The 17,171-nt window shown below is 73.6% G+C and carries 14 protein-coding genes; 6 read left to right on the top strand and 8 right to left on the bottom strand.

Annotated features, from left to right (window positions below):
* Positions 1-61 precede the first annotated feature (61 nt).
* A complete protein-coding gene (locus ACF068_RS19975; RefSeq protein WP_392275573.1) occupies positions 62-463 on the top strand; it encodes an SsgA family sporulation/cell division regulator in 402 nt (133 codons plus the stop codon).
* A gap of 25 nt (positions 464-488) precedes the next feature.
* Here the strand turns inward: ACF068_RS19975 and ACF068_RS19970 are convergent, their stop codons facing one another.
* From ACF068_RS19970 to ACF068_RS19955, 4 genes are read right to left on the bottom strand one after another with little or no spacing between them, the layout of a single operon-like run.
* The gene (locus ACF068_RS19970; protein ID WP_392275572.1) at positions 489-1,193 is read right to left on the bottom strand and encodes a hypothetical protein; all 705 of its coding nucleotides are present in this window, start codon (positions 1,191-1,193) and stop codon (positions 489-491) included.
* A complete protein-coding gene (locus tag ACF068_RS19965) occupies positions 1,190-2,416 on the bottom strand; it encodes an MAB_1171c family putative transporter (protein ID WP_392275571.1) in 1,227 nt (408 codons plus the stop codon). Before ACF068_RS19965 ends, ACF068_RS19970 begins: the two co-directional genes overlap by 4 nt.
* 34 nt (positions 2,417-2,450) lie before the next feature.
* Positions 2,451-2,999: a toxin gene (locus ACF068_RS19960; RefSeq protein WP_392275570.1), complete on the bottom strand. Its 549-nt coding sequence runs from the start codon at positions 2,997-2,999 to the stop codon at positions 2,451-2,453.
* Between the two features lie 33 nt (positions 3,000-3,032).
* Positions 3,033-3,521: a hypothetical protein gene (locus ACF068_RS19955; RefSeq protein ID WP_392275569.1), complete on the bottom strand. Its 489-nt coding sequence runs from the start codon at positions 3,519-3,521 to the stop codon at positions 3,033-3,035.
* 255 nt (positions 3,522-3,776) lie between these two features.
* Here ACF068_RS19955 and ACF068_RS19950 point away from each other — a divergent pair, with 255 nt between their 5' ends.
* Complete coding sequence (locus ACF068_RS19950) at positions 3,777-4,577, top strand: VOC family protein (protein ID WP_392275568.1); 801 nt, start codon at positions 3,777-3,779, stop codon at positions 4,575-4,577.
* Between the two features lie 121 nt (positions 4,578-4,698).
* Here the strand turns inward: ACF068_RS19950 and ACF068_RS19945 are convergent, their stop codons facing one another.
* Complete coding sequence (locus ACF068_RS19945) at positions 4,699-5,892, bottom strand: serine/threonine-protein kinase (protein WP_392275705.1); 1,194 nt, start codon at positions 5,890-5,892, stop codon at positions 4,699-4,701.
* A gap of 253 nt (positions 5,893-6,145) precedes the next feature.
* On the opposite strand from ACF068_RS19945, the gene ACF068_RS19940 reads away from it, so the two are divergent.
* The 4 genes from ACF068_RS19940 (at position 6,146) to ACF068_RS19925 (ending at position 10,033) form a co-directional block, all read left to right on the top strand.
* On the top strand, positions 6,146-6,661 hold the full coding sequence (locus ACF068_RS19940) for a flavoprotein (protein WP_392275567.1): 516 nt from the start codon (positions 6,146-6,148) through the stop codon (positions 6,659-6,661).
* Between the two features lie 45 nt (positions 6,662-6,706).
* Positions 6,707-7,798, top strand: coding sequence for a hypothetical protein (locus tag ACF068_RS19935; protein ID WP_392275566.1), 1,092 nt, complete (start codon positions 6,707-6,709; stop codon positions 7,796-7,798).
* Between the two features lie 138 nt (positions 7,799-7,936).
* The gene (locus ACF068_RS19930) at positions 7,937-8,119 is read left to right on the top strand and encodes a hypothetical protein (RefSeq protein WP_392275565.1); all 183 of its coding nucleotides are present in this window, start codon (positions 7,937-7,939) and stop codon (positions 8,117-8,119) included.
* 30 nt (positions 8,120-8,149) lie between these two features.
* Complete coding sequence (locus ACF068_RS19925) at positions 8,150-10,033, top strand: aKG-HExxH-type peptide beta-hydroxylase (protein WP_392275564.1); 1,884 nt, start codon at positions 8,150-8,152, stop codon at positions 10,031-10,033.
* On the opposite strand, the gene fxsT is transcribed toward ACF068_RS19925, so the two are convergent.
* From fxsT to ACF068_RS19910, 3 genes are read right to left on the bottom strand one after another with little or no spacing between them, the layout of a single operon-like run.
* Positions 10,030-14,472 (bottom strand): FxSxx-COOH system tetratricopeptide repeat protein, encoded by a 4,443-nt coding sequence (gene fxsT, locus ACF068_RS19920; RefSeq protein ID WP_392275563.1) that lies wholly within the window; start codon positions 14,470-14,472, stop codon positions 10,030-10,032. The genes ACF068_RS19925 and fxsT overlap by 4 nt on opposite strands.
* Positions 14,469-15,506 (bottom strand): AAA family ATPase, encoded by a 1,038-nt coding sequence (locus ACF068_RS19915; RefSeq protein WP_392275562.1) that lies wholly within the window; start codon positions 15,504-15,506, stop codon positions 14,469-14,471. Before ACF068_RS19915 ends, fxsT begins: the two co-directional genes overlap by 4 nt.
* On the bottom strand, positions 15,503-17,134 hold the full coding sequence (locus ACF068_RS19910) for a hypothetical protein (protein WP_392275561.1): 1,632 nt from the start codon (positions 17,132-17,134) through the stop codon (positions 15,503-15,505). The genes ACF068_RS19915 and ACF068_RS19910 overlap by 4 nt, the downstream gene beginning before the upstream one ends.
* Positions 17,135-17,171: the final 37 nt, after the last annotated feature.

The following is a 17,171-nucleotide window of genomic DNA, read 5'->3' as shown; positions in this document are numbered from 1 at the left end:
CTCGGGTTTCCCGGGGCACCTGCTAGGGGGCTCCCGTCCCCCATCCCTCAGGAGGAACGACATGAACGCGGTCCTGCGTGACAAGGTCTTCATGCGACTTCTCTCGCCGGACGGCCACGAGCTCCCCGTCCTGGCCCACCTGACCTACGACCCGCGCGACCCGTACGCGGTGACGGTCGGCTTCACCCACGCCGGGTTCGTGTACGCCGAGTGGCGCCTGGACCGCGACATGCTCCGGGACGGCATGGCCCACGCGGTCGGCGAGGGCGACGTACGGATGTGGCCGGTTCTCAACGGCACCCGGGAGGAGCTGCGAATAGAACTGCTGCACACCGCCGTCTTCACCGTGTGGGTGCCCTCGCTGCGCCGCTTCCTGGAACGGACCTACCACGAGATCCCCGAAGGCCAGGAGCGCCTGGAGGAGCTGGACGCGTTCCTCGCGGAGCTCCTGGCCGCCGGCTGACCGCCACCAGGGGTGGCCCGACGGCTCACATGAACCAGGCCGCCGCCGCGGTCGCCGCGCCCAGCGCCGCGCCCGCGACCGTCTGCGCGATCGTGTGGTAACGCAGCGCCACCCGGGACCAGCACACGGCGGTGGTCATCGCGTACGCCGCCAGCCACCAGGGCGAGTGAACCACCGACAGCAGGGCGACCACGGCCGAGGCGACGGCCGAGTCGACGGAGATCTTCCAGACGGTGTTCACCGCGAGCAGCCCCACGGTCATCACCCACAGCGCCAGCATGGCGGCCAGGATCCCCGCCGGGGCGTGCCCCAGGACCATGACGACCGAGCCGGTGCCGATGGAGCCCAGGATCACGAAGAAGATCGGCGCCCGTTTGGTGCGGTCGACGACGTGCCGGTCGCCCCATGTGCCGCGCCCCCGCTCCCACTCGATGTACCCGGCCGGGACGAGCCCCGCGCACAGCGCGCCGAGGAGGCCCCACAGCAGGCCGGACCAGTGGCCGGCCGCCGCCCAGCCGATGCCGAGCATGCCGGCCAGCAGGACGTTGCGGGGCTGGAGGACGTCGGTGACGGTACGCGCGGCCCCACCGCGGTCGTCGCCGGCGGCGGCGCCGGGGCGGACGGTGGCCTCCGGGCCGGTGGCATGCGGGCCGGTGGTGTCCGGGCCGGTGGTCCGCGTGGCGCCGGGGCGGACGGTGGTCTCCGGGCCGGTGCCCGTGGGGCGGCTCATGACGTGCGCTCCAGGGGGGCGAGCAGGGCGCGCGCCCGGTCCGCGCCGACCCTCCGGTAGGCCGCGGCGACCCGTACCAGCCACGCCACCTCGTCGTCCTGGTCGGTGGCGTGCCGCTGGCGCACGGCGGCGGCCTTCCCGGCCGGTGCCCCGTCCGCCTTGGCGGCCAGGGCCGCCTTGATCCAGTACGCGTCGGCGAGGGGTCCCGGACCGCCCGCGGCGGACGCGGCGGCGTCGAGCAGGCCGTCCGGCACGTAGTGCCGCAGCTTCTCCACCGCGTCGGCGATGTCGGCGGCCCACCGGTCGACCCGCAGGTCCGAGGGGGTGCCGAACCGGGTCAGCTCCCGCACCAGCGGGGCCGGCGGCTCGAAGGGCTGGTCGGGGAAGGCGGTCATCAGTTCCCGCCACAGCGGGTGCAGCCGCGCCTGGGCCCGCCAGAGCTTCACCCGCCGCCAGCCCTTGCTGCACGCCGGGATGGACGCGCCCACCGCGAAGAGCGCGAACAGCACGTCCTGGGCCAGCTCGGTGGCCTTGTCGAAGTTCTGGGCGAAGGCGTGACCGGGCCGGTGGAGGACGCTGGCCCACATGAACAGCGTCCGGCTCACCGTGTAGGCGACGCCGATGAACATGGCGGCGGTCATCATGCCGAGCCCGACCCGCAGGTGCCGCAGGCTCGCGTTGCCGGTCGCCAGGGCCCACTGGTACGCGCAGACGGCGGACGCGGCGCCCAGGTAGAGGTAGAACACGCTCATGTAGAGCGTGGCGCCCCACTGCCCGGCGTGGTCGGACACGAACCGGTCGGAGGGGGTGGAACGGTCGACGACCGTGAAGAACAGCACGGTCAGCAGGACGAGCGTCGCGACGGACGCCTTCGCCGCGACCTGCTGGACCGTGCGGGCGAACCGGACGTGCCGCGGGACCGTGCCGTCGGCCGGATAGTGGCCGTAGATGGCGACGATGTAGCTGAGGATGGCGAGGATCGCCACCGTCGACGTGTAGTGCTTGATGAGGACGGCGAGGTCGACGACGGGACTGTTGTTGAGCCCGGTGCGCACGGCCTCCGTCTTGGTCCACAGGGCGGCGGCGAACCCCGCGTAGCAGCCCCACAGTGCCCGTCGGCGCCGGTCCTCCTCGTCGCCCCACAGGGCGGCCGGCATGCGCCACAGGGCGACGGCGGTCATCAGGCCGGCTATGAGGTAGCCGACCAGATCGAGTGCGGTCACGGGAAGGTCCTCGGTCTCAGCGGTCGAGCGGTGCTCAGCGGTTCCGTCGGAAGAACCCCCGTCGCCGGTTCGCGACCGGCCGCGACAGGGAGTTGGCGAGCCGCCCCACCATGTCATCACTCGTCATGTCCCGCGCCATCCGGGGTATCAGCGAGGCACCGAATTCGGCCACCCGTTCGTCGTGCGTGTCGTACTGCGCCCGGGCCTGGACGGTGGCGCCCGAGTCGAGCACCCGGGAGATCAGCGAGGTGTCGAACACCGGCAGCAGCCGCCGCAGTTGGGCGGCGTCCAGGCTCGCCCCGTGGTCGAACCACTCGTGGCACAGCTCGTGCAGGATGACGTGTTGCGTCTGGTACGCGGTGGGGCGCCGGCGGTAGAGGACGAAGCTGGTGGTGCCGGAGCTGAGCCGGAGCCCGCAGGCGGCGTTGACGCGCGCCAGGCGGTCGGGCAGTTCACGCAGGACGATGGTGCGGCCCCGGGCGGCCTCCATGTTGGCCACCAGCCCCTCGATGGTGAAGGGGGCCGGAATGGGTAGGTCCGCGAGTCCGGCTTCGCACTCTTTTCTCAGCTCGCGCATGGACATGGACGCCTCTTGCCCTCGTGATGATCGGCGAGTTTACCGGCCGTCCGGCTCGTCCGGTCCGGCGTTCTGCCGCCCGGGCTGCTTGGTCTCCTCCAGCAGTGCGAGGGCGAATTCCAGCAGTTCCGCCGGGATGCCGTCCTCGTCGTTGCCGCGCGCGGCGACCCCGCTGATCTCCCCGGTGCGCCGTTTCGCCAGGAACTGGAGGCCCGCGACGACGTCGTCCACGACTTCCGACTCGTCCTTGAAGAACCGCCAGTCGACGCCGAAGCCCAGGCCGAGGGCCTTGAGGATGTCCTCGGAAGGGTGGGTGACCTTCCCGGCCAGGATGTTGGAGAAGTAGCTGTGGGAGAGGGATCCGCCGCGCTGTTTCACCAGGTCGGCGAAGACCCGCCCCGAGATCTTCTGGCCCGGGAAGGTCTTCTCGACCATGTACTCGACCTTCTGCTGCAACGTCCGGAGTTCGGGCGTGCCCCGGTGCGGCGGCGTGGGCTGTCCGCCGCCGCGCTGTTCGCCGTCGCTCATCGGGGTCCCCACGTCGCGCGAGTTCGAATCCGTCAACGGGCTCGTACTGTAATCGACGGAGACAAAGCGGAGCATCCCACTCCCGCATCAGAAGCAGACTTGCGCAACCACTCTACGTCACTGTTAACTCGAAAAAACACGGGCAGGGGGCCACGAGGGGAGTCCCTTGCCCGTGGGTCCGTGTCGGCGCGCGCCCCGTCGGAATGCTCGCTAGCGTGAAATTCCTGACCGGAACAGCGGAAAAGGGACGGAATCATGCCGGTGCAACCGGAAGGCGTGCCGTGCTGGGCGGACGCGATGTTCGCGGACGTCGAAGGCGCGAAGAGCTTCTACGGAGACGTGCTGGGCTGGACGTTCGGCGAGTCGCAGACCGAGTTCGGCAACTACACCGAGGCGTACGCGAACGGCCGCGCGGTGGCCGCCGTCGTACCGCCGATGCCCGGGGCGGAGGGCCAGTCGGCCTGGTGCCTGTACTTCGCCTCCCCGGACGCGGAGGCCACCGCCCGCAAGATCCGCGACAACGGCGGCGAGCTCCTGATGGAGCCGATGCGGGTCGGTGACTTCGGCTCCATGGTGCTGGCCCGCGACCCCGGGGGCGTGGTCTTCGGCGTGTGGCAGTCGGGCACTCACGAGGGGTTCGACGTCCGGGGCGAGCCGGGCGCGTTCTGCTGGGCGGAGGTCTTCACCCGCGAGCTGGCGAAGTCCGACGCCTTCTTCCCGGCCGTCTTCCCCTACCGGGCCAAGACCATGGAGACCCCTGACGGCATGGACTTCCGGGTCTTCCACGTCGGTGAGGACCCCGTCCTGGGCCGGATGGCGATGACCGACGAGTTCCCGCCCGAGGTCCCGCCGTACATCAACGTGTACTTCGGCGTCGACGACTGCGACGCGGCGGTGGCGAGGGCGACCGAACGCGGCGGGACCGCCGTCTGGGGCCCCATGGACACCCCCTTCGGCCGCTTCGCCAGCCTGCACGACCCGCAGGGCGCGGCCTTCTCGGTCATCGACATGAGCAGGGCGGAAGGCGAGATGCCGCCCCTGGCCGACGTCCCCTGACCCGCCCCCTCGCCTGCCCGCGCGCACCCGGCCCCCCGAAGGGACGCGCGGCCGGGAAGCCCCGGCCGGACCAGGCCGGGTCCGCCCGGTCCCTCCCGGGCCGCGGTGTCCCGCACGCTCCCTAGTGGCCGGTGGTGGTGCCCGGGTCGGTGGGGGTCACCGCGATCTCGACCTGCGGGGTGTCCGCCGACGTCGAGTCGGGCGAGAACAGGGCCATGCCCACCAGCACGGCGGCGAAGAACGCCACGCTCCCGGCGATCAGGCTCGCCACCCGCGGCCGCCGCCGGACGAACTGCCGTGCCCCGCCCACCCCGTGCTGGGCCGGCAGGGCACGCCGGCCCCGCCCGCCCTGCCGCGGGACGCTCGGCATCGCGTACGTCGTCCCCGCACCGCCACCCGCCGGCCCCGGCGGAACGGGCGCCGCCGTCGGCAGGGGGCCGCCGGGGCGGACGGGCGCCGCGACGGGTGCCGTGGCCGCGACGCGCGCGGGCCCCCGGTGCGCCGGGGCGGGCGCGGCGGCCGGAGCCGTGGCCGGGCCGGGGAGCGACTGCGCCCGCCCCTGCCAGGCGCCCGACGCGAACCAGTCGGCGACCTCCTGCGCGGTGGGCCGCTCCTCCGGCTGCTTGGCCAGCATGCCCAGCAGGTAGTTCTCGAACGCGGGCGGCACGTCCACCCCCAGCCGCAGCGGCGGTACGGGCGCTGTGTCGATGTGCTGGTAGAGGATCGCCGTCGCGGTGTCGGCGTGGAACGGCGGCCGCCCGGTGAGCAGGTGGTACAGCACGCACCCCAGCGAGTACACGTCCGACGCGGGCCCGGCCGGCTGCCCCAGCGCCCGCTCCGGCGCCAGGTACAGGCTGGTGCCGACGATCTGCCCCGCCTGGGTGAGCGCGGCGGCCGGATCGTCGACGAACCGGGCGATCCCGAAGTCCCCGAGCTTCACCGTCCCGTCCGCGTCCGCCATCAGGTTCCCCGGCTTGATGTCCCGGTGCACGATCCCCTGCCGGTGCGCCGACGCCAGCCCCGCCGCGGTCTGCGCGGCCACGGCGGCCACCCTCGCCGCCGGCAACGAGCCGGTGGCCGCCAGCTCCTGCGCCAGACTGCGGCCCTCCACCAGCTCCATGACCAGGTAGAAACGGCCCTCCCAGGCCCCGAAGTCGAACACCGCCACCACGTGCGGATGGCTCAGCCGGGCCGCCGTCTGGCCCTCCAGCCGGAACCGGGCCGCCGTCTGCGCGTCCGAGTCGTCCCCCAGCAGCAGCTTCATCGCCACCGGCCGGCCCAGCACCTCGTCCGTGGCGCGCCAGACCTCGCCCATCGCACCGCGGCCGATGGGCGACTCCAGCCGGTACCGATCCGCCACCAGCACCCTGTGCACCTGCCTGATTCCGATCGATCCGCCACCCCGGCCGACGCGCGGCGCGACAACTGCGCCGTACGGGCGAGGTGATGGGAGAGTCCGCGACGGGCTCAGGGTACCTACCGCCGGCCGCGCCCCCTGCGCCACCATCGGTGTACCGCACCGGGACCGGCCACCGTCCCGCCCCACGACACCCCACCGGAGACCGCACGTGCCGCACCAGCCGCCGAAACCCTTCCTGTACGTCGTCGTCTGCGCGGCCGGGGTCGCCGCCGACGTCGGCAAGCTCATCACCGCCGCACAGGAACGGCGGTGGGACGTCGGCGTGGTGGCCACCCCGCTCGCCCTCGGCTTCATCGACACCGACGCCGTCGAGGCACAGACCGGGTACCCCATCCGCTCCGCCTGGCGCCGCCCCGGGGACCCCCGCCCCCTGCCGGACCCGGACGCCGTCGTGGTCGCCCCCGCCACGTTCAACACCCTCAACAAGTGGGCCGCCGGGATCTCCGACACCCTCGCGCTGGGCATCCTCTGCGAGGCGTACGGCATGGGCGTCCCGATCGCCGCCCTGCCGTGCCTCAGCACCGCCCAGGCCGCCCACCCCGCCTACCGGCGGAGCCTGGAGACGCTCCGGGGGATGGGCGTCCGCCTGGGCACCCAGGACCCCGACCGCGTCAGGACCGTGGAGTTCCGCTGGGAGGAGGGCCTGGATCTCCTCAACACCTAGACGCCCTGGGTCCGTTCGGGCCTACCCTGGAACGGGGAGGTACGCATGCGGGCGCTCGTCGTCGGGGTGGAGTCCTACGAGGCCGGCTCGGCCTGGGACCTGGACGGCCCGGTGCGCGACGCACTCGGCCACCTCGGCCGGCTGCGTGAACTCGGCGTGCGGGACGGGGACATCACCCTCCTGCTGTCGCCCCTCGCCCGCAACGCGGCCCTCGCCGGCACCGCCGGCGTCCCCTACCGGCCGGCCGACCGCGACACCGTCCACCGGGTGCTCACCCGCGAACTCGCCGCCGAACGCAGCGACCGGCTGTACGTCGCGTGGTCCGGCCACGGCCTGATCGACGCCGACCGCGACCGGCGGCTGCTGTTCGCCGACGCCGTCCCGCACGACCTGCGCTGCCTGGACGTCGAGGCCGCCCTCGCCTTCTACCGCTCGGACGGCGCCCCCGGCCACCCGCGCCAGCTCTGGCTCCTCGACGCCTGCCAGACCCACGCCGACGCCGCCGCGACCGCCGGCGCCCTCCGCCCGGACCCCCTGCCCAGGGCCACCCCCCGGCAACACGCCGACCAGCACGTGCTGTTCGCCTGCGGCCCCGGCCAGACCGCCCGCAACGGGCTGCGCTCCGGGGTGTTCAGCACCGAGGCGCTCCGGCTGCTGCGCGAGCACCCCGACTGGTACGCGTCCCCCCGGCCGCTCGCCGAAGCGCTGCGCGGCAGGTTCGGCACCACCACGTCCCTGTGGTTCGAGGGCGACGGGGAGGCCGTCCGCACCCGGGGCACCCGCCCCCACGTGCCCGCCCCCGCCCGCCCGGCACCCCGCCGCGCGCTGGATCTGGCCGACAAGGGCCGCCTGCACGACGCGCTCGCCGCCCTGGAGGTCATGCGCGACCCCGCGTCGCGGGGCCAGGTCATCGGCCTCCTGCCCGCCCCGATGTCCGGCAGCGTGCCCCGCCGGGCCGAGACCCGCCTGGAGATCCTGGGGCTCATCGACACGTGCGTGAGCTTCCGCGACGGCCTCACCCGCCTGTGGGAGGCGGTGTCCCTGGTGGACCCGGGCACCACCGCGCGCGACGACCTCCGTGAGGTCCTCGGCGACTATCCGGAATGGTTCACCGCCCCTGTCTCCCATGGTGGTTGAGGCTCCGCGATTCGGCCACGGGACACCGGGAGGCGGACAGGCTGTCCGGTAGCGCATGTTTCCAGCGGTGGGTGCTTAGGACATCATGTAAGGGCGGCGGATCGAACACCGCTCGGACACCGGGGGAGGTCTACGGCAGTGGAAAAGCCGGAAACCGCCATCATGTCGGACCTGCCCGTCCTCACGGGCACCTCCCTGGAGGACCTGCGTTCCCGGCCCGACGACACCAGAGCGGTTGCCAAGGCCCGGCTGCTGGCGGACGCGGGACGCGCGGCGGGAAGCGAGTCCACCGGAAGCCAGAACGGAAGCTGGACTTCCTGATGAGCCGGTCCGGCGGCACAGAGGGACGGTATGCGCCCTGACTCTCTGCACGAAGCGGAGTCGCGGCATTCACTGACACCAGGCCACTTCCACGAACTCGCCGGCGGAGCCGGTGGGAGCGGAGCGCTCGAGGCGCTCGCCGGCGCCGAGTTCAGCCATCGCCTGCTGCTGTTCGACCTGCTGATGGACACCCTGACCCGGCTGGCCGGTGTGACGGCCCCCCTCCCCGAGCCCCAGGTCGCATGGAACCTGCTGGCGGCCGCCCAGCGGCACGATCCCGGAACGGCCGTCGAAGACCTGCTCCTCCTGCCCGAAACGGGAATCTGGCTCAGCGGCCTGCTGACCCGGCTCCGGCGCCCCCACCGTGCGGACACCCCCCTGTGGGTGGACGCCGGCCATCTCCACACCCTGGCCGCGGTCGCCGCCATCCGCGCGGGGCTCTCCTTCTCGTTACCCGTCCCCGCGCGCCGGGGCGGTGTGTGGCTGCCCACCCTGGGCCTGGCGCGGCTCCCCACGGCACACCGGCGACCGGCGCTCTGGGACACGGCCGACGTCCGGTCGACCGGCGGGCGGCCCAGCGTCACCGGCCGCTACGGGCGGCTCCACCTGCCCGGCCCCCCGGAGCGGAACACACCGGGCTGGCTGCCGGTACGCCGTGTGTCCCTCGTCCCCGACCGGCCGCCGCGGGTCGTCCTCGACGACGTGGGACACCACCGGATCGCACCTCCGCCCCACGGGGCCGCCCGACGGCTCACACCGTCCGCGGCGGGCACCTGGAGCCGCCTGCTCCGCGAGGCGCACGCGCTGCTGGCGGACGTCGACCCCCCGTCCGCCGAAGCGGCCAGCGTGCTGATGCGCTCGCTCCAACCCATCGCCGCCCAGGAGCCGTTCCGGGTCCTCAGCGTCACCAGCGGACACGGCGTCGGCGGCATGGCGTCCTCGCTCCCCGCATCGGTGGCCCTGTGCGCGGCGACGCTCGTGCACGAACTCCAGCACAGCAAGCTCAGCGCGCTGATGCACCTGTGCCCCCTGTACGAACCGGGGGTCGCGGACCGGCTGTACTACGCGCCCTGGCGTGACGACCCCCGCCCTCTCGGTGGGATGCTCCAGGGGGCGTACGCCTTCATGGCCGTGGCCCGGTTCTGGCAGGCGTACGCCAACCGGCTCCCCGGGGGTACGCGGGAGGGCGCGGCACGCTTCGAAAGCGCCCTGTGGCTGGGACGGCTCGACCGGATCGTGGCGGAGCTGAGTCTCGATCCCGCTCTCACCGAGGCGGGCCGCAGCGCCCTGGAGACCCTCCTCGGTACCGTACGGCGACTGGGCGCGGCCCTCGGCGACGGCCCCGGGGAACGGCTCGCCCACCGGATGGCCGCCGACCACCGGGCGACCTGGCGCCTGGCCCACGTGCGGCCTCTGGACGGGGACGTCGAGGCCCTGGCGATCGCCTGGAGCGGTGACCGGAACCGCCCGCCCCGGCTGCCGACGCGCCGGGCGGCGTTACGGGACTCCGGTGCCCGGCACCTGGACGCCCGGGCCGTGCTCGTCCGGGTGGGGCTGGCCGATCCGGCGGCGCTCGACACGCTGCGCGACCGGTCCGGGGACTCCGTGCCCGGCGTCGCCGGCGCCGGCCGGGGCGATCTGCTGTGGGCGTGCGGGGACACCGCCGGTGCCCGGCGCCTCTACGCCCAGGACATCACCACCGGTGCCGCCGGGCCCCGGGCGTGGACCGGCCTTGGTCTGGCGCTCGCGGACACCGGCGCCGCGCCGGACGCGGTCGCCGCCCTGACCCGCGTACCGGAACTGGTCGCGGCCGTCCACGCCGCCGTGACGGACCGCTCCGGGCGGCCGCCGGACCCGGTCGCCCTGGCCCAGTGGCTGGGCCGGGGCACCGGCCGCGATCCGGATACGACCTAGATCGGCATCGGGTCGATGTCGCAGTTGGCCCGGCGCCAGGCCAGCATGTCCCCGCACGCCGGGTGGTTCTCGCCCAGCTTCGCCCGGATCCCGTCGATGGCCGCCCTGTGCAGCTCCTCCGCCTCCCCGGTGCGCCCCAGGGCCCGCAGGTCGGCGGCCGTGTTGCCGCGCAGGACCAGCACGGTCGGGTGGTCGTCGCCGAGCGTCGTCACCAGCGACGGCAACGTCCGCTGGTCGAGCGCGAGCGCGCCCGGGGCGTCGCCCATCGCGAACAGATCGTTGGCCAGGTTGATCGCGCAGATCAGGGTGTGCGGGTGGGCGTCCCCCAGCTTCTCCCGGAAGCGTGCCAGCGCCGCTTCGTTCAGCTTGCGGGCCTGGTCCGCCCGGTCCAGCAGGCGCAGGGTGATCGCCTGGTTGGCGTCGGCGGCGGCGGTGTGCGGGTGGTCCTGGCCGAAGACGTCGGCGTACAGCGCCCGCACCCGCTCACCGAGCTTCAGGGCCTCCGGCAACGAGCCGTTCTGGCGCAGGTCGATGGAGAGGTTGAGCGACGCCTGGAGCGAGTCGGGGCTGCGCTCCCCGTACCGCTCGATCAGCGCGTCGCGCGCGTTGCGCGTGTTCGCCTCGGCGGCGGTGTGGTGGCCGGCCTTGCGCTGCGCCACACCCAGCCGGGCGATGGCGTTCAGCGTGTTGGGGTGCATGTCGCCGAAGGTGTCCCGGTGGATGTCGATGGCCTCCTCGTAGGCCTTCTCCGTCGCCGCGTACTCGCCGAGCTCCTGCTTGTCCAGGTGGAGGCAGGCCTCGGAGCTGAGGGTGGTGGGCGCGTCGGCACCGAAGAGCTGCACCTTGGTCCGCCAGCTCGCCCGGTCCAGTTCCAGCGCCCGCGCGTACAGGCCGTTGACGCGCAGGGTGACGCCCAGGTTGTGGGCGTGCAGCAGGGTCTCGGGGTCCTCGTCGCCGTAGGCCCGCACGGCCCGCTCGTAGACCTCCTCGTCGAACTCCAGCGCGCCCCGGAAGTCACCGCGCGCCCGGCGGTCGGTGGACACCTGGCCCTTGACGCGCAGGTACTCCTCCTCCAGGTCCGGACCGGCACCTTCCAGCGTGGCCAGCATGCGCTCGCCCAGTTCGGCTGCCTCCTTGTAGCGTCCGTCCCGCCACAGCACGAACCGCAGGTGGCGGCCGAGGACCAGGGTCTGCTGGTCGTCCTCGCCGAAGAGCCGGCACCACTCGCGGTAGGTCTCGCGCGCGAAGTCCAGCGCCGCCGCGTGGTCGCCCCAGTAGAAGAGGTACTCCGCCACGTTGTGCACCATCTGGCGCACGTTGCGGTGCGGCGAGAGCGCCGCCCCGGACGCGATCACGTGCGGGTAGAGCTCACCGAACCGCTGCCAGTTCTGCGGTGCGCGCGGGTCGCTCGGCGCGTTCGCCGCGAGGAGCAGGTGGGCGCCGTGGCGGAACCGGCGGCGCTGTTCCTCCGTCATGCGTGCTTCCAGCACGGCCTGCACCAGCCGGTGCATCTGGATCGAGTTCGTCCGGTGGTCGATCTTGGCCAGGGAGTACCGGCTGATCTCCCGGATGGCACGGCTGAGCCGGATGGGGTCGGTGAAGATCCGGTCCAGCTCGGGGGCGATCGGCTCGGACACGGAGTTGGAGAAGAACTGCCGGTTGACCGGCTCGGGGGCGAAGTAGGTGCACAGCTCCAGGAGCTGGATGGCACCGGCGTTCTTGCCCTCCACGTGGTCGAGGGACACGTTCCACGCGGTGGCGACGGTCTTCTCGTACTGGGTGGGCGGCGACACCGCCATCAGTTCGGCGGCCTTCTCCTCGAACACCCTCCGGTATTCGGCGGGCGGCATTCCCGTTTCAGCGCGCCACGCCGAGGCCTGCTCGACGGCGAGCGGCAGGTCGCCGAGGATTTCCGCGAGCATGTCCGCGTCCTCGTCGGACAGGTCGGGATTACGCCGCCGAAGTAGCTGAATGCTCTCTTCCCGCTCGAACACATCGACTTCCAGCGGATGGGCCAAGGTGTTCCACTGAGGGTTGCGCGATGTCACGATGACGGAGCCTACCGGGCCGCCCTCCGGAGTGCTCGGGAAGTATTCCTGCACGGCCGCCGGGCTTTCCGCGTTGTCGAACACCAGTAGCCAACTGTTGTACGGGTTGCCGGTGCGCAGTGCTTCCAGAACGGCGGGTACGGCGGTAATGGCCTCGGCGCTCACCGGGAGGTGGAGACGCCGGGCCAGTTCGACGAACGCCTGCTGGATCTGGGTGGTCCGTTCGGCGGGGATCCACCACACCACCTGGTATTCCGCCGCGTGCCGGTACACGTATTCCAGCGCGAGCTGCGACTTGCCGACCCCGCCCATTCCGTGCAGCGCGTGCGGGAGCACGGCGGTGGGGCCCCGGCGCAGGCCGTTCTCCAGTGCGACCAGCAGTTCCTCCCGGCCCGTGAACACGACGTTCCGGGGCGGCATGTTCCCCCAGACGGCGGGCATGGCGGGTCGTCCGCCCCCTCCGGCCGGAGGCTGCTGGGCCGGGGTTTGTGCCGGGGCGGGGACCGTGCTCACGAGGGGGCCTCCAGACGGGGGAACAGGATGGTCGCTGTCGACGGGGAGTCTTTCATCGGCGGGACCCGGCGAAACGCCGGTATGGCCGTTCGGAGGGGTGGTTCCGATGTGTTCGCCGAGCTTTTGTGCGCGGAGTCGGTGGGAACCGGAAATGGCCTGGAGGGCCGCGTGTTCGGCCTGCCGGAAGCGGAAGTTGTCGGCCGTCGCCTCGACCGACCGCAGGCTTTCCTCGCGGAACGCGGGCGCCGCCGGGTGCGACCCGCTCTCCAGGTATTCGAGGAGTTCCCGGGCCGCCTCGTTGTGCGGGGCGAGGAATTCGGCCGCTTTCTTCAGGGCGCTTTCCGTCGCCGATCTGCTGCCCGCCGCCAGGAGTTCTTCCCGTACGCCGTCGACGAACAGGTAGGAATTCCCGTCGCAGCCCGGCAGGGGTTCCACCAGCGGGCTGATGACGAGCTCCGCCAGATGGGCGTCCGTGGCGCGCGGCATGGTCTGCCGCCGCACCTCCCGCATGGTGGCCAGGTCGAGCTGGACGGCGGCCAGCCGGGTGGCGAGGTCGAACGCGTCGAGCGAGGCGCGGTTGCGGAAGCGGGCCACCAGTTCGGCCGCCGCCGGGCGGGGCGCGGGCGGCGCGGCGGGCGCCGGGGCGCGGTCGCCGGTGAGGAGGGCAGGCAGGTCGGCCCAGCGCGGGGTGGTGCCCGCGATGAAGCGGGCCCACGGGCCGAGCCACGCGGGGTTCAGCTCCAGCACCGGGACGGCCACGATCCGGCCCGGGGCGTCCGGCGGAGTCGAGGCCGCGAGCGGTTCGGCGGGCGTCCAGCGCACCTGTCCGGCCGCCGCCCCGGGCCCCTCGGCGCGCATCCGGACCCGCACCGGGAACAGACCGGTGCCGGACCACAGCCGCTGCGGCAGCATCTGCACCACGGCGACCGGCTGGTGCCTGCCCCACAGGGCCGCCAGCCGCTGGGCGGCACCGGACCGCCAGGCCGGCGCGGCCCCGTCCGTCAGCAGGAACACGATGCGCCGCCCGGCCGGGTCGACGAGTCCGCGCGGGGGCCGGGGGCGGCCCGCCCGGCCCGGGGCGCGCAGCACGGCCCGGTCGGCGCGGTCGGTGTCCAGGGTGAGGACGTCCACGTCGCGCAGCGCCCCGTACTCCTGGAGGGCGGAGCGGAACCGGTCGACGGCGGGGCGCCACAGGGCCATGTGCGGGGCGCTGTCGACGACCAGGACCGCGCTCCACCGCCGTTCCCGTTCGGGCGCCAGGACCGGTGGCAGGTGCGGGGCGAGGGCGATGCGCTCGGCGGTGGCCGCCTCGTCGAGGGTGTGGGCGTGGACGGAGTCGAGGTGGGCGCGCAGCGGGCGCAGCGCCCGGCCGAGTTCCCTGGGCCCGGGCGGGCGGCGGGTGAGCCCGGCGGGGACGGTGGCGGTGGCGGACGGGGGCCCGGCCGGGTCAGGGGGCGCGTCGTGCCGGGGCGCCGGCCGCCCGGGCGCGGGGCCGTCCCGTGCGGGGTCGTCAGGGGCCCGTGCGCCGGGGGCGGTCGCCCCGGTGCCGTGGGCGCCGGTGTCCCGGGCCTCGGGCGCGGGGCGGGGCGGGTCGCCGGCGGGGGGCCCGGCCGGCTCGGCGAGGGCGCCGGGGGCGGCCTCCCGGTGGGCCGCCGGGCCGTCGGCGGGTGGCCGCTCCGGGGCGTCGGTCTTCTCCTCGTCCGCGTGCTCCCGGCCGCCCGCCAGCCACGGGTGGGTGGCCGCCAGCCACACGGCGTCGGCGACCTCCCACGCGTACAGGCCGGTGACGGGCAGCACGCCGGGGCCCGGCAGGTCTGCCGGGCCGTCCCGCCGGTGCCGCCCGTCGGTGCCACGGGCGGCCGAGGTGTCGCCGGTCACGCCGTATCCGCCCCTTCACCACCCAGAGGGTGCCAAATGGCGGCGAGGACCGATTGCCACTCCCCGGCGTCGTTCCCGTCCTGCTGGTAGAGGCCCGAGGTCGCCAAATGGGCCGCGTTCAGCAACTGGTCGGCGGCCAGCCCGCCCACCCTGGTGCTGCGCCGGAGGAAATCCTGGATGAGCGCCTCCTGCGCGGGTCCGAGGCGGTCGCCGAAATGGCCCGAGACGAGTTCGCCCAGGGTCTCCGCGTCCGGGTCCGGAATGTCGAGCCGCAGACACCGGCGCATGAAGGCCTCGGGGAACTCCCGCTCGCCGTTCGAGGTCATGACGACGACGGGGAAGGTGTGTGCCCTGACCACTCCGTCCTCGATCACGGCGGTGCCGCCGGGATCAGCCGTATGGACGGTCGCCGTCGGTTCGGTCTGCTTCACCCGTACGAGTGGCGGCACGTCGAACCAGGCGTCCTCGAAGAGGGTGAGCAGGTCGTTCGGGAGGTCCGCGTCGCACTTGTCGATCTCGTCGATCAGGACCACGCGGGGCAGCCGGTACGGCAGCAGCGCGGTGCCCAGCGGGCCGAGCTGCACGTAGTTCCCGGTCCCCGGACGGGTGCCGTCGCCGGCGTCCCGGGCGGCCTGGGCGCGGCCGATCGCGTCGTACTCGTACAGCCCGGAGGCGAGGGTGGTGCGGCTGGTCACCGGCCAGTGCAGCACCCGCCCCAGCCGAAGCTCGCGCGCGATCCGGTACGCCAGGCCAGACTTGCCGACCCCGGGCCGTCCGCTGACCAGCAGCGGTCTGCGCAGCAGGAGGGCGGCGTTGACCAGCCGCACCTCCTCCGGGCGCGGGGTGCGGGGCCGGCCCGGCGGGCCGAGGCGCCGGTCGGCCTCGTCGTCCCCCGGCGGCGGGGGCATGGTGGCCGGGGCCCGGAAGTCCCGCCACGGCGGCCCCTCGGGCCAGGTCCGGTCCTCGTACGGTGTGTCCGGTAACAGCTCTCCGGTGCCCCGGTAGAGCGGCCCGCCCTGGTGCGCCGCGTTCACTCGGTCCCCCCTACAAAGGTGGCGGGAGCGCTCTGCCCGCCCTCGAGAAGAAGCTCGGGGTCGTCCCAGATCATGCTCATGGACCGGATCGCTTCGACGTCCCGGTCGGTCACGGCGCTCGCCCCGCCCGCTGCGGTGCCGGTGGCACGGACGGCGACATCGGACTTCCACTGTTGCGCACGCTCGGGGAGCCCTGCCAGTCCCTCATTGGCCAAGCTCTCTCTGATCATGCTGCGGAACACCTCCGACGCCGGGTCGTCGCGGTGATACACCACTATGGGTACCCCGAGGTCGAGGGCCAGACTCATCTCCCTCAAGCCCAGCTCCGTGTCCCGGTGGGGCGGCCGGCTGAGGACCATGCCCACCACGTCGTCGTCCCGCCCGATCTTGGCGTCCAGCAGGGCGAGGTGCTCGGTGTCGGTCAGCGTCTCCGGGTCGCACTCGTGCACCAGTCCGGGGCCCTCGCCCGTCCGCCAGTGCGCCCAGCGGGCCCGCCAGGCGTTGTGGAACGCGGGCCGCTGCACCCGCTCCAGGCTGTGCAGCAGGATCTCGCGGTAGCGGCTCAGCAGGGAGTTGGGGAACCCCAGGCCGGGGTCGCGGTCCCACCACTCCACGGGTTCGTTGAGGAGCTCCGCCGGGAGGAAGAGCTCCAGGGCGGCGTTCTCGGCGCGGGAGTGGCGTAGCTGCGTCATATGCGTGAGCAACTCTGCCACAGCGAACGGGAGTTGGGAGCGGGTCACGGACTCGCGGGGCTCGGTGTGCGGATCGCGGTGCAGGGCGTTCGAATCGGTGTACTTCACGCAGGCGGAGACGTGGTAGCGCTGGGCGCGGGCGGTGCGCCGGCGGCCGGCCCCGCCCTGGGGCGTGCGGTCGGGCTCCACCTTCACGTAGATCCTGATCAGGGGCCTGACCGGGGCGGTGGAGGCGGCCGCCGGGCTCGCGGCGGGGGCCCCGGCGGAGGCGCCGGCGGGCAGCAGGCCGGGGGGAGGGGCGGCGAGTGCGGTCCGCAGGGCCGTCAGCGGACCGGTCAGGTGCCACTGGCGTGCGAAGTGGTCGTTCCAGGCGCGTAATTCCCCGATTCCCGCCGCGACTTCCGGACACAGGGCGGCCGTGTGCTCCAGGAACGCCATCGCCGGCATCAGGGCGCCCGGCCGGCTGTTGCGGTCGGCGAGGTGGACGAACGCCTCCCACGGGGTGGTGCTGTGCTCCGGCAGCGGTACGAGCCCGTCCGTGGCCCGGTCCACCAGCAGCCCCAGCTCGGACACCGGGACCTCCAGCACCCGGCGCAGCGGCGCCCAGTCGGGGCCGGGGAAGGCGAGGCGGGCCTTCCACTCGGCCAGCAGCAGGAACAGGGCCGGCTCCAGGGCGGGGCTGACCAGGCAGGTGGCGGCGACGAGCCCGTCCATGCCGCCGTCGATGGTGGCGCAGTTGTGGACGACGCTGAGGAACTCCTGGCGCGGCACGCTGAAGCTGACGGCGGTCATCCCCGGGATGTGCTGGTGCACCATCTGGCGCCACAGGTCCCTGCTGCTGTCGTTGATCAGCCGGACGGCCGGATCCTCCAGCGCGTCGACGAACGCGCGCAGGATCCGTAGCTGTACGGCGTCGAAACCTCCCGTGGCGGCCACGCGCGTTCCCCCTCGCACCGTGCCGTGTGGTACCCCT

Origin of the sequence: Streptomyces sp. NPDC016309 (assembly GCF_043077235.1) — a bacterium.
Lineage (GTDB): Bacteria > Actinomycetota > Actinomycetes > Streptomycetales > Streptomycetaceae > Streptomyces.
Note: the sequence above shows the minus strand (reverse complement) of the source record. Positions and strands in the feature narration are given on the sequence as shown.